This is a genomic window from Minwuia sp. IMCC3060, assembly GCF_029909435.1.
In the GTDB taxonomy this organism is placed as follows: Bacteria; Pseudomonadota; Alphaproteobacteria; order Minwuiales; family Minwuiaceae; genus Minwuia.
Genome location: NZ_CP123782.1, coordinates 4,217,501 through 4,229,553 on the forward strand (window position 1 = coordinate 4,217,501; position 12,053 = coordinate 4,229,553).

Annotated in this window: 14 protein-coding genes and 1 tRNA gene (1 of these 15 cut by a window edge); 9 read left to right on the plus strand and 6 right to left on the minus strand. The window is 65.5% G+C overall.

The features are described 5' to 3' along the window. Nucleotides 1-630 carry the 3' portion of a DNA-3-methyladenine glycosylase I gene (locus tag QGV54_RS19730; protein ID WP_281018948.1) on the plus strand. 18 nt of this gene lie to the left of the window's left edge, so only the last 630 of its 648 coding nucleotides appear in the window; its start codon lies beyond the left edge, outside the window; it ends in the stop codon at nucleotides 628-630. Here QGV54_RS19730 and QGV54_RS19735 read toward each other — a convergent pair. Next, nucleotides 615-1,877, minus strand: coding sequence for a PQQ-dependent sugar dehydrogenase (locus tag QGV54_RS19735; protein WP_281018947.1), 1,263 nt, complete (start codon nucleotides 1,875-1,877; stop codon nucleotides 615-617). The two genes, QGV54_RS19730 and QGV54_RS19735, sit on opposite strands and share 16 nt — an antisense overlap. 46 nt (nucleotides 1,878-1,923) lie before the next feature. Then, nucleotides 1,924-2,610 carry a winged helix-turn-helix domain-containing protein gene (locus QGV54_RS19740; RefSeq protein WP_281018946.1) on the minus strand — a complete coding sequence of 229 codons (687 nt, stop codon included), beginning with the start codon at nucleotides 2,608-2,610 and terminating at the stop codon, nucleotides 1,924-1,926. Nucleotides 2,611-2,688: 78 nt separating this feature from the next. Between QGV54_RS19740 and QGV54_RS19745 the strand changes: the two genes are divergently transcribed. Further along, entirely contained in the window at nucleotides 2,689-3,021 is a 333-nt protein-coding gene (locus tag QGV54_RS19745; RefSeq protein WP_281018945.1) for an NIPSNAP family protein, read from the plus strand. Nucleotides 3,022-3,024: 3 nt separating this feature from the next. On the opposite strand, the gene QGV54_RS19750 is transcribed toward QGV54_RS19745, so the two are convergent. The 3 genes from QGV54_RS19750 to QGV54_RS19760 all read right to left on the minus strand — a co-directional run bounded on the left by QGV54_RS19750 (nucleotide 3,025) and on the right by QGV54_RS19760 (nucleotide 5,641). Further along, a complete protein-coding gene (locus QGV54_RS19750; RefSeq protein ID WP_281018944.1) occupies nucleotides 3,025-3,645 on the minus strand; it encodes an FMN-binding negative transcriptional regulator in 621 nt (206 codons plus the stop codon). After that, on the minus strand, nucleotides 3,645-4,499 hold the full coding sequence (locus QGV54_RS19755) for an alkaline phosphatase family protein (protein ID WP_281018943.1): 855 nt from the start codon (nucleotides 4,497-4,499) through the stop codon (nucleotides 3,645-3,647). Before QGV54_RS19755 ends, QGV54_RS19750 begins: the two co-directional genes overlap by 1 nt. A 92-nt stretch (nucleotides 4,500-4,591) precedes the next feature. After that, the gene (locus QGV54_RS19760; RefSeq protein ID WP_281018942.1) at nucleotides 4,592-5,641 is read right to left on the minus strand and encodes a Glu/Leu/Phe/Val dehydrogenase dimerization domain-containing protein; all 1,050 of its coding nucleotides are present in this window, start codon (nucleotides 5,639-5,641) and stop codon (nucleotides 4,592-4,594) included. Between the two features lie 270 nt (nucleotides 5,642-5,911). Between QGV54_RS19760 and QGV54_RS19765 the strand changes: the two genes are divergently transcribed. Further along, a complete protein-coding gene (locus tag QGV54_RS19765; RefSeq protein WP_281018941.1) occupies nucleotides 5,912-6,925 on the plus strand; it encodes a DUF3179 domain-containing protein in 1,014 nt (337 codons plus the stop codon). A gap of 37 nt (nucleotides 6,926-6,962) precedes the next feature. Here the strand turns inward: QGV54_RS19765 and QGV54_RS19770 are convergent, their stop codons facing one another. Continuing rightward, the gene (locus tag QGV54_RS19770) at nucleotides 6,963-7,913 is read right to left on the minus strand and encodes an alpha/beta hydrolase (protein WP_281018940.1); all 951 of its coding nucleotides are present in this window, start codon (nucleotides 7,911-7,913) and stop codon (nucleotides 6,963-6,965) included. 61 nt (nucleotides 7,914-7,974) lie between these two features. Here QGV54_RS19770 and QGV54_RS19775 point away from each other — a divergent pair, with 61 nt between their 5' ends. The 6 genes from QGV54_RS19775 (at nucleotide 7,975) to QGV54_RS19800 (ending at nucleotide 11,991) form a co-directional block, all read left to right on the plus strand. Then, nucleotides 7,975-8,688, plus strand: a complete 714-nt coding sequence (locus tag QGV54_RS19775) for an HAD family hydrolase (RefSeq protein WP_281018939.1) — start codon at nucleotides 7,975-7,977, stop codon at nucleotides 8,686-8,688. A gap of 34 nt (nucleotides 8,689-8,722) precedes the next feature. Beyond that, nucleotides 8,723-9,193, plus strand: coding sequence for a MaoC family dehydratase (locus QGV54_RS19780; protein ID WP_348637666.1), 471 nt, complete (start codon nucleotides 8,723-8,725; stop codon nucleotides 9,191-9,193). Between the two features lie 6 nt (nucleotides 9,194-9,199). Beyond that, complete coding sequence (locus tag QGV54_RS19785; RefSeq protein WP_281018937.1) at nucleotides 9,200-9,931, plus strand: enoyl-CoA hydratase/isomerase family protein; 732 nt, start codon at nucleotides 9,200-9,202, stop codon at nucleotides 9,929-9,931. A gap of 138 nt (nucleotides 9,932-10,069) precedes the next feature. Continuing rightward, nucleotides 10,070-10,144 (plus strand) — tRNA-Val (locus QGV54_RS19790). A 259-nt stretch (nucleotides 10,145-10,403) separates the two neighbouring features. Further along, nucleotides 10,404-10,739, plus strand: a complete 336-nt coding sequence (locus QGV54_RS19795) for a hypothetical protein (RefSeq protein WP_281020026.1) — start codon at nucleotides 10,404-10,406, stop codon at nucleotides 10,737-10,739. 113 nt (nucleotides 10,740-10,852) lie between these two features. Next, a protein-coding gene (locus QGV54_RS19800) for an IS3 family transposase (protein WP_281015974.1) occupies nucleotides 10,853-11,991 on the plus strand; the annotation gives its coding sequence in 2 pieces (ribosomal slippage) (nucleotides 10,853-11,117 and nucleotides 11,117-11,991; 1,140 coding nt in all). Nucleotides 11,992-12,053 lie beyond the last annotated feature (62 nt).

Consider the following 12,053-nt stretch of genomic DNA (forward strand, 5'->3'; position numbering starts at 1 on the left):
CTGATCCCGGGGGCGGATGGCCGTCCCAGGTGCTTCTGGCACGGCGGCCTGCCGGACTACGAGGCCTATCACGATGCGGAATGGGGCTGGCCGGTCGACAGCGACACGCGGCTGTTCGAGAAGATCTGCCTGGAGGGCTTCCAGTCCGGCCTGAGCTGGCTGACGATCCTGCGCAAGCGGGAGAACTTCCGGGCGGCCTTCGACGGCTTCGATTTCCACAAGGTCTCGCTCTACGGCCCCGACGAGATCGACCGTCTGCTGGGCGACGCCGGGATCGTGCGGCACCGGGGCAAGATCGAGGCGACGATCAACAATGCGGCCCGTGCGGTCGAACTGGTGGCGGAGGCCGGCAGCCTCAGCGCCTTCTTCTGGTCGCACATGCCAACCGATGCGGAGCGGCCAGATCCGGTGACCCTTGCGACCCTGCGGGAGAACCCGACCACGGATACGTCCAAGCGGCTCTCAAAGGCCCTGAAGAAGCGCGGCTGGCGCTTTGTCGGTCCGACCACCGCCTATGCCTTCATGCAGGCCATGGGGCTGGTCAATGACCATCTGGAGGGCTGCTGCATGCGGGAGCCTGTGGAGCAGGCGCGGCAGGCGTTCATCAAGGGGCTTCAGGGACCGGCGTAGGATATCCGCCAGACCGCCCGTCCACTGTCGTCCGCCACCAGCAGGCTGCCATCGGTCCATACCGCGAGTCCCGCGGGACGTCCGATCACCTCCGCCCGGTCCCGCCCCGCGACCCAGAATCCGGTGGCGAAGTTGCTGTAGCTGCCGACCGGACGACCGTCCCGGAACGGCACGCGGACGATCTTGTATCCGGTCGGTGTGGCCGAGTTCCAGGAGCCGTGCAGCGCGACGAAGGCATCCCCCCGATAGTCGGCGGGGAACTGCTGGCCCTGATAGAACACCAGGCCCAGCGGCGCGGAATGGGACTTGAACAGCACGTCCGGGACAATGGCCCTCGCGGCCTGATCCGCCCCGCGCCCACCCATGTTGGGATCGGGATTGGCGCCGATGTAGCTGAAGGGCCAGCCATAGAAGCCGCCCGGTTCCACCCGCGTCAGATAGTCGGGCACCAGGCCGTCCCCCAGCCCGTCCCTTTCATTGACCACGACATAGAGGTCATCGGTGCCGGGGTAGAAGGCGATGCCGACCGGGTTGCGCAGGCCGGTGGCGAAGGTTGTCTGCGCTGATCCGTCCGACGCGAATTGCTGCACGGTGGCGCGGGGGGGATCCTCCACCTGAATGTTGCCGCGCGATCCGACCGCGACATGGAACCGGTCACCGTCCGGTGCGAAGGCCAGGTTGCGGGTCCAGTGTCCGCCGCCATTGCCCAGCGCGCGAGGGCCGGTCACGGGTTCAGCCGGTCCCGCCGCCTTCATGTCCCCCACACGGTAGGGCAGGCGGCTGACGCGGGTTTCCTCCCCCACGTAGACCCAGCCATCGCGGATCGCCAGCCCGTGCGGTGCGTCGAGGCCATCGGCGAACGTGCCCCGGACCTCGGCCCTGCCGTCCCCGTCCGCATCCCGCAGCAGGGTGATCTTTCCGGCCCGCGATTCAGCCAGCAGCACATCGCCGTTCGGTGCGACGGCCATCCAGCGCGGATGCGACAGGCCCGTTGCGAACAGCTCGGCCCGGAAGCCGGCGGGAACCTTCAGTGTCGCCCCAGCGGGACGCTCGACCCGATAGGCCGAACTGGCGACGCTGTCGGTGGCGAAGGGAGGCGGCAGGTCAGCGGGGCGAATATGGAAGCTTTCGCCCACGGGCTGATGATCGGGTGGCAGCGGTTGCGAAACGGCCGCGCAGGACAGCGTCAGCAGCGCGGGAACAAGGACATGCAGGCGTGACAACGGGTGGCGCATTTTCTGTTTCATCTCCCCCATATGGGGTGACGCGACGGCAGGTCGAGGGGGGTCCCGGTCAGTTCACCGTGGGAAAATGCGTCTCGAAGGCCTTCTGCCCCTTGGCCGAGAAACTGATGATCCGCGATTTCGGTACCCGCTCGGCCCAGCCAAGCCCGATAAAACGGTCCAGCAGCGCGGTGCCGAGGGCGCCGGCCATGTGCGTGCGCCGCTCGCTCCAGTCCAAGCAGGACTTGCAGACCGGCCGCCGCTCCCGCTCCAGCGCCTCGACATCGATGCCGAGGTCTTCCAGGAATTCGCGGCCCGCGTCGGTCAGGGTGAAATCCGTCTCTGATCCGGTCAGCAACTGGCGCTGCTGCAGACTGTCGAAAAGCTGCACGCCCAGATCACCGGCCAGGTGGTTGTAGCAGACGCGCGCGCGCCGCAGGGCCGGATCCTTCGGACCCGGGCGGGTCCGCATCAGTCCCCGGCTTGCGGCGAGGCCCATCATGGCCTCCAGGACCTGAGCCACTTCATCGTCGGCCAGCGTGAAATAGCGGTGCCTGCCCTGCTTGCGTTGCTGCAGCAGCCCGGCACCCTCCAGCTTCGAAAGGTGGGAACTGGCTGTCTGGACGGTGATACCGGCCTCCGAGGCCAGTTCCGTCGCCGTCAGCGCCTTGCCGCTCATCAGCGCGATCAGCATGTTGGCCCGCGCCGGGTCGCCAATGACGGAACCGAGCAGGGCAATATCTGGTCCTTCTTTCATGGTTCGATGATAGTCGAAGCCTCTACAGGCGACAATCGGGCATTCCCGGGTGCGTAACGCAAACCCGGAGAGTTTCCCATGATCACATGTTTCATCCGCTATCACATCGACCCGACGAAGAAGGCGCAGTTTGCCGAATATGCCCGCAACTGGGGTCAGGCCATCCCGCGCTGCGGCGCTGATCTGGTCGGCTATTACGCGCCGCACGAGGGGTCATCCACGCTGGCCTACGGCGTCTACAACATCGAGAGCCTGGCGGCCTGTGAAGCCTATCGGGCAAAGCTGGCCGCCGATCCCCTGGGGCAGGAGAACTACGGCTTTGCCCAGCGGGAGAAGTTCCTGCTGCGGGAAGACAGGACCTTTCTGAAACGTGTTTCAGCGCCGCATGGCCCCGCCGAAGAGGTCGGCTGATCGTCAGTCCCGGTCATCGCCGGGGATCATGCCGCCGACTGTCCGCGTCATGGCATCGTCGGAGGCGGCGAGGCCGGTGCGGACAGCGGCCCGATCCTCCGGCGTGCGGTTCTGGCTCATCTTCCACTTTCCCTCCAGCCGCTCGATCGGGATGCGGAAGGCGACGATGCCCTTCTGCATCCCGGCGCGGTAGCTCTCCGGCGTGGATTCATACTGCCAGCCCTCCGCGCCCTCGTACCCGCCGCTGAGGCGGCGCATCAGGGCGGAGACTTCGTCCGCGTCCCCGATGATCTGCGGCGTGCCATAGGCGTGGACAACGGCATAGTTCCACGTCGGCACGTTCGGACTGGAGGCATACAGGGTTGGCGAGACATAGGTGTGCGGGCCGGAGAACACGGCCAGCACCGGCGCGCGCCCGAAATCCCGCCACTGCGGATTGGCCCGCGCCATGTGCGCCAGCAGGGTGCCGTTCGGGCCAGCCTGGCGGTCAAGGATGAAGGGCAGGTGTGTGCCGAAGGGCGCGCCATCCGGGCCCGTCGTGACCAGCAGGCCGAACTCGTTGGCTTCGATCAGATCGTGGCATGTGGCAGCGTCCTCGACGCTGAAATGGCTGGGGCGGTACATCAGTTCGACACGCTGCCTTTCAGGAACGGCTTCGCCTGCATGCTGTCGGGGATCGGCAGTCCGAAGCGGGAGAGGATGGTGGGGGCAAGCTGCAGCTGGTCCAGCAGCGCGTCTTCCTCCGGCCCCTTGGCGTCACCGAAATAGTAGACCGGGAAGTCGCGCATGTCGGGCGCATTGCCGCCGTGATGGCCGCGGTCGCTGTGGCCATGGTCCGCGGTCACGATCACCTCGTACCCCGCCGCGCGCCAGGCCGGCAGGAAGGCTGCGAGCGAGGCATCCACCGTGTAGCAGGCGAGGTCCATCGGGCCACAGTCCTGCCCGAAGCGATGCGACATGGAATCCAGCGTGCAGGTATGCAGCAGGCCATAGTCCAGGCCGAAGCGGCCGATCAGGTTGGTCAGCGTGGCGAACAGGTCCACGTCACTTGGCGTCATCTGGTTGTCGCGGCTTTCGCCGGTCATGGTGTGCAACCGGCCATGCCGGATCGGCAGGCTGTCATCATCGAATTCGATGTCCCGGACGGGATCGAAGGGATCGCGGTTGAACATCCGCGACCAGTCCGAATGGGTCACCGCGCCCGTGACGCCGCCCGCCCCTGAAACGGCGGAGAAGATGTCCGGCAGATTCAGCCGACGCACGGTCTGGTTGGACGTGATGCCATGCACCTGCGGCGGCACGCCGGTATGGATGGAGGCATAGCAGGGACCGGAGGTGGAGGGCAGGACGGAGCGCATGCGCCAGACACGCGCCTCCCCGCTGCTGACCCAGCCCTCCAGATTGCCCATCAGCCGCCGGGCAGCCCGCCAGGCCAGCCCGTCCAGCACGATCATCAGAAGCTTGCGTTGCAGCGCCACCGGAATATCCCCCGTTCAATCCTGTGGATGGGAGAAGACTATGGTCGGAAAGCCGCGTCAATGAGGCGGCGTCGCCAGCCGGGCGGCGGCCGTCAGGCGGCCAGGGTTCGTGCCGCCTTGCCGAGGACTTCCTGCGCCATCCGGTCGGCCATTGCACCCGTCGGGATGCCTTCCCGGGTCGCGCGGCGGAACAGGTCCGTCAGTGTGCCCCCGATGCGGGTGACATGTTCGAACGCCGTGTCACGGTCATAGTCGGGGCCTTCATGGGCGATGTTGATGATGCCGCCCGCGTTGATGACGTAGTCCGGGGCATAGAGGATCTCCCGCGCTGCCAGCATCTCGTCGTGCCGGGCCTCGGCGAGCTGGTTGTTGGCCGACCCGGCGACGATGGAGGCCCGCAGCAGCGGGATCGTTTCATCGTTCAGGCCCGCGCCCAGCGCACAGGGTGCGAAGACATCGGCACGCACCTTGTGGATCGCGTCGGTGCCCACCGCCGCCGCGCCGAACGACTTCGTGGCGGCAGTCATCAGACCATCGCGCATGTCGGAGACGATCAGCCTTGCCCCGGCCTCGTGCAGGCGGTTGCAGAGATCCCAGCCGACATGGCCGAGACCCTGCACCGCGACGGTGACGCCCTTCAGTTCATCGTCGCCACGCTGATGTTTCAGTGCGGCCTGGATGCCGACGAACACGCCGAGCGCGGTGGCGGGGGAGGGGTCGCCCGACCCGCTTTCCAGTCCGGCGACGAAACCTGTTTCCTCCCGCACGAACGCCATGTCGGCGGGGGAGGTTCCGACGTCCTCCGCGATGATGTAGGCGCCGCCGAGGCGTTCCACGAACCGGCCCATGGCGTGGAACAGGTCCGGCGTGGCGATCCTGCGCGGATCACCGATGATCACCGACTTGCCGCCGCCGCGACCGGTGCCGGCCAGGGCAGCCTTGAATGTCATGCCGCGCGACAGGCGCAGGGCGTCGGTCAGGGCTTCCTGTTCTCTGGCATAGGGCCAGAAGCGGCAGCCGCCGAGTCCGGCGCCCAGCGTCGTGTCATGGACGGCAATGATGGCGTTCAGACCCGTCGCGGCGTCGCGGCAGAACACGACCTCCTCGTGGTCGTCGAAATCGGGTGCGCTGAACACGGCCATCATGGCCTCCTTGATCGCGTTTGCGGGACTTTCCCTGTTCCGGGGCAGGATTTGGCTCAGCCTGCGCGCGGGTTCAACACTCAACCGCAGGGTGTCACAAAAACGCAGTAATCCATCTCGCTGGCGAGAATATTCCGCCGGCTGGGCCCGCCACGCTCCGCTGTGCGCAAGAATCTTTCGCGTTCTGGTCACGTCCATGTGTGTCGATCCGGCGCAACCCGGCACCTAGGGTTCTCCGTAGACACGGAAGGTGTTCAGGGGGAGGGTTCGATGCGTTCGATTACCAGGCTGCTGCTGGCATCCGCATGGCTGTTCGGTCTGGCCGCGGGACCGGCCTGGGCGCAGACCGACGCGCAGTATGTCCGCTACTGGAAGCAGGAATGGCCGGTCACGGACTTCAGCAGGTCCTCGGTCGATTTCTCGGAGATCCTGCATGGCGGTCCGCCGAAGGACGGTATCCCGCCGATCGATGAACCGGCCTTCGTGTCCGTGACCGAAGCCGACGGGATTCTGGCGGACCGGGAACCGGTGATCGGGCTGGTGGTGAACGGGGAGGCAAAGGCCTATCCGCTGCAGGTGCTGATGTTTCACGAGATCGCCAACGACACGATTGGCGGGGTCCCGGTTGCCGTGACGTTCTGCCCGTTGTGCAACGCGGCCATCGTGTTCGATCGGCGCGTCGGCGACCGCGTGCTGGATTTCGGTACCACGGGAAAGCTGCGTCGGTCCGATCTGGTGATGTGGGACCGCCAGACCGAGAGCTGGTGGCAGCAGTTCCTCGGTGAAGCCATCGTGGGCGAGATGACCGGCACCCGCCTGACCATGATCCCGTCACGGCTGGAGTCCTGGGCCCGGTTCCGTGCCCGCGCGCCGGAGGCGACCGTGCTGGTGCCGAACGGACGCTACCAGCGTTCCTACGGCGGCAATCCCTACCTGCATTACGACAGTTCAGCGCGTCCCTTCCTGTATCGCGGAGAAATGCCGGCCGGCATTCCGCCCCTGATGCGGGTGGTGACGCTGGCAGAGCGAGGGGCGTGGAGCCTCGACTTCATGAAACTGAACCGCACCGTGCATCTGGATGACGGAACGACGATCCACTGGGAACCCGGACAGGCGTCGGCCCTGGACAGTGGCGAGATTGCGGAGGGGCGGGACGTGGGCAACTTTACCGTCACCCGTTTCGAGAACGGCAGGGAGGTCGATGTCCGGCATGGCGTCGATTTCGTCTTCGCCTACCACGCCTTCTATCCGGACAGCCCCATTCATCACGTGACGACGCGATAGCCTGCGGGCTGGGTCTGCGCCGGTCCCGGCACCCCCGTCAGGGCAGCTTGCCGGTGCGTCCCAGGCTGTCGATCGCCTGCACGATCCGGTCGAAGCTCTCCCGGGCGCGGCGGGCGCGATGGCGTGCGCGCAGGTGCCCGTGGACCAGCCCCCGGTCGTTCAGCCAGACCGCGCTGCCGCCTGCCTCCACTATGCGCCGTGCATAGACATCCCCGTCGTCGCACAGCGGGTCGCATTCGGCTGACGCGATGAAGGTCGGTGGCAGGCTGGTGAAGTCGGTGTCCCAGAGGGCCGCATAGGTCGCGTCGCCACGGACATCGGCACCGCCGCTGCGCATGGCCTGGTAGAAGTCCATGTCGCTGCGTTTCAGCATCGGTGCATCGGCGTGCAGGACGTAGGAGCCTTCGTCGATGTTGCCGCCCAGGCCCGGATAGATCAGCACCTGCCCGGCAGGCGGCCTGTCCTGTCCCCGTGTCGCATGGGAGAGAGAGGCCGCCAGATTGCCCCCGGCGCTGTCCCCGGCCAGCACGATTGCGGCATCCGTGGCCGCCCGCAGGTAGGCCCACCCGGCCATGGCATCCTCGAACGCCTTCGGATGGACATGCTCCGGGCAGAGGCGATAGTCGACCGAGACCACGTCGAAACCGGTGCGCGCACAGATCTCCGCGCAGACGTCGTCATGGCTGTCCAGTCCGCCGACGACGAAGCCGCCGCCGTGCAGGTACAGCACCGCCGCAGCCGGGTCACTGTCTGCCCCGTGGTAGCTGCGGATCGGCACGGCATGGCCATCGGCGCTCGGGATCGTGCTGTCGGTCGCGCTCACGCCTTCGGGATAGCCCGCGAAGAAGGCACGGCACATGCGGTCATAGACCTCACGCTGTCCCGCCACCGTCTTGTCCACCGCATCAGCCGGATAGTAGCTCTCGGTCTCCGCGATGAAGGCCCTGATCTCGTCATCCAGCAGCTTGCCGTAGTCTGCCTGTTCCATCCGGTGCCCTCCCTGAAGCATGATGGCCCATCTTTGATGCTCGGACGGGGGAGGGCAAGGCTTGGCACTGCGTGCGGTACTGTTCGACAAGGACGGAACGCTGATCGACTTCGACCGAACCTGGTATCCGGTGATGGCGCGGCTGGCGGCGGAGGCGGCACCCGATGATCCGGCGCGCGCGGCGGAGCTGTTGCAGATGGGGGGGCTGGACCCGGCAACGGGCCGGTTCCGCGCCGGGTCGGTGATTGCCGCCGGCACGATCGACGAGACCGTCGACCTCTGGCATCCGGCACTCAGCGGTGCACGGCGCCAGACGATGATCGACCATTTCAATCACGCCTGCGCCACGGAGGGGGCGGCCTGTGCCGCGGCTGTTCCGGGTCTCTCCGGGGCGCTGGATGCGCTGCGCGACGCCGGATACCCGCTGGGGGTCGCCACCAACGACGGTCATGCCAGCGCCGTTGCGACGCTGGACCGGCTCGGGGTTCTCGACCGTTTCAGTCTGGTGATGGGATATGACTCGGTGCCCGATCCCAAGCCTGCGCCGGACCAGCTGCACCGCTTCGCCGGACATGTCGGCCTTGCGGCGGCAGAGGTCGTCATGATCGGCGACAATGTCCATGATCTGCAGATGGCCCGCGCCGGTGGTGCGGGGCTGGCGGTGGGCGTCCTGTCCGGCACCGGGTCCCGGCAGGATCTGGAGGGGCTGGCGGACCTGATCATCGAATCGGTGGCGCAGCTGCCGCACGTACTGGAAGACCTGGGGAGGAACTGACTTGGACACGACATTCGATCCGGCCAAGCACCGGATGTGCGAGACATCATGGTTCGAGGACCTGGAGGTGGGGCAGGAATTCTACATCAACTCCCGCACCCAGACCGACGGCCTGTTCTCGGCCTTTCAGCTGGCATCGGGGGACAATCACCCGATCCACTACGACGTCGAATACTGCAAACGCCACGGCCATCGCGGCCTGCTGGCGCACGGGCTGCAGGTGATGGCGCAGACGGCGGCGGGGGCCGGGATCCTGCCGCATGTCTTCGGGGATGCCATGGTCGGTTTCCTGGAGGCGTCGGCGAAGTTTCTGGCCCCGGTCTATGCCGGGGACACGCTGTACCCGCTGCTGACCATCACCGAACTGCGCCCCGGGCGCACCACAGGGGTCGTCGTCTGCCGCGCCACCATCCACAATCAGGACGGCGTGCAGGTGCTGGAGGGCAGCCACAGCTACCTTCTGAAGAAGCGCAATCCGGATCCGAAACCGGCAACAGGGGAGTAAGCGGACATGGGCCTCGTAAGCTACGAGACGGAGGGTGACGTCGCCATCATCACCCTGAACCGGGCAGACAAGTACAATGCCCTTTCCCGCGACCTCGGGGACGAACTGGTCGCCGCCTGGCACCGGTTCCAGGACGGGCCGGAACGTGCCGCCGTGCTGACCGGCGCGGGAAAGAACTTCTCGGTCGGTGCGGACCTGTCGGATCCGCCGGAGATCTGGCCCTTCAGCCCCGATGTCGGCGTCGCGGTCGACAAGCCCGTGGTGGCGGCGGTCAATGGCACCTGCGTCGGCGGGGCCTTCATCCTGGTGCAGTTCTGCGACCTCTGCATCATGGCCGATGATGCGCGCTTCATCTATCCGGAGGCGAAGGTGGGCATCTCCGGCGGGCTGATCAGCTCCGTCGCCGCCCGCATCCCGCACAAGATCGCCATGGAATTCATGCTGCTGGGGGAGCCGCTGTCGGCGCAGCGCGCCTATGAGGTCGGGCTGGTCAACCGCCTCGTGCCGCAGGCCGAACTGATGGACGTGGCCATGGACCACGCCCGCCGCCTGGCCGCGATGGCGCCCCTGGTGGTGCGCACGCTGAAACGCCACGTGGCCGCCACACTGCCGAAGGGCCCCTCCGAACTGGCGGGTCTCGCCCGCCGGGATATCGAGGCGATCCGCACCTCCGACGACTTCACGGAAGGCGGCACGGCCTTCCGCGAAAAGCGCCCGCCGAAGTTCACCGGCACCTGACATGAGGGGGGCTGCACACGGCAGGGGGCGGGACGCGCGCCCGCCCCGTGCCGCCCATGGGACCAAAACCCCTTGCAGCCCCGCCCGCCCCCGGCTATAGAACCGCCCGCGTCCCAACGTTTCCCACGGGACGCACGGGGGCGCGTAGCTCAGTGGGAGAGCACTACGTTGACATCGTAGGGGTCGCTGGTTCAATCCCAGCCGCGCCCACCATTTCACTATTATCGGTCGCAAACAGGCCTAGAACCCGCAGTGGCTCTGCGATAGAGGCGGTTCGAAAACCCTCATTTTTCGCGTAGGCGAGCGGACCGGTAAATGCCAGTCGAAGCACCAGTCGCTTATGTTCCAGCCTGTCAGAAGCCCAGAGTTTCTGCGGGTTTGAGAGAAACGTCCAGGCGGTTCGAAAACTTTCGTCGAAGGTCTTCGACACCACTCCACTATTTGCTGCTTTTTCGGCCAGCATGATCTTGCGGTGATCAAGTTCCCTGATCTGGTTTTCATAGGCCTGAATGACGCGATCATTCTCGCTGGCGACGATACGCTCGACCAGTTTGTTGATCTTGCCGTCGATGCCTGTGATCTCGTCTTTCATCTGTCGCTTGCGCTCTTCGGTGTTGCGGCTTTCAGCCTCCCAGCGATCCGCAAACATGGCGCGCGCGATCTTCAGCAGAAGCGGAGCAGGCGAGAGATCGCCCAGCAGCTTTTCGAAGTCATTCTCGATCAGCTCCCGGCGGATCGACTTGCCACGCCGCTCGCAGCCGCGCTGATAGCAGACATAGTAGGGATAATGCTTGCTGCGCCCCTTTGACCAACCGGCTGTCATTGGCTCATTGCAAGAGGTGGCCCGACAAATCTGGACAGTTGAGTTAGGTGGATTTTCTGCTCCCAATCCGGCAGCGTTGCCGGGACGAAGGAGCGAAGATGACAAGACGACCCAGGCGGAACCACAGCCCTGCCTTCAAAGCGAAAGTCGCATTGGCGGCGCTGAAGGGCGACAGGACGATGAGCGAGCTGGCGACGCAGTTCGACCTGCATCCCAATCAGATCAAGCAGTGGAAGGATCAGCTGCTTGAGGGCGTAACGGGTGTCTTCGATGACACGCCAAAGGCCGCGAAAGAGCCGCAGATCGACGTAAAGTCCCTGCACGCGAAGATTGGCCAGCTGGCGCTGGAAAACGATTTTTTAGAGGGCGCGCTCGACAAGGCCGGTCTGTTGCCGAGCGCAAGGAAATGACGGGCCCGGACCACAGGCTGAGCCTGACACGGCAAGCCCGGCTTCTCGGGATCAGCCGGGGCAGCCTGTATTACGCGCCGCGCCCGACCAGTGCGGCGGACCTCAAGCTTATGCGCAGAATTGACGAGTTGCACATGGACTACCCGTTCGCGGGCAGCCGTATGATGAAAGGGTTGCTGCGGCAGGAAGGCTTCACGGCCGGGCGGCTGCACGTGGCAACCTGCATGAAAACGATGGGCATTGAGGCGCTCTATCGCAGACCGAACACCAGCAAGCCTGCGCCCGGTCACAGGATCTATCCCTACCTGCTGCGCAAGCTGGCCGTGACGCAGCCCAATCAGGTCTGGGCCATGGATATTACCTACATTCCCATGGCCCGAGGGTTCGTCTATCTGGTCGCCGTTCTGGACTGGTTCAGCCGCAAGGTTCTGGCCTGGCGGCTGTCGGTGACGCTGGAAACAGCGCCGTGTCTGGAGGCCTTGAATGATGCCCTGCGCAGATATGGCAAGCCGGAGATCATGAACTCGGACCAAGGATCACAGTTCACGTCCATTGACTTCATCAAGGCGCTGAAGGACGCCGACATCCAGATCAGCATGGATGGCAAGGGCGCTTGGCGCGATAACGTGTTTGTCGAACGGCTCTGGCGCAGCGTCAAATACGAGGAGGTCTATCTGCACGCCTATGAAAGCGTGTCAGCCGCCCGACAGGGCATCGACCGATACCTGGCCTTCTACAACACAAGGAGACCGCATTCATCGCTGGAAGGGCAAACGCCCGATCAGGCATATCACATCAAGTTGCAACCAATCCCGGTGGCGGCATAACCAAGCGGAAAATCCACCTAAGAAACGGCTCGAAACTGTTCAAACGAACCGAACCACCTCTG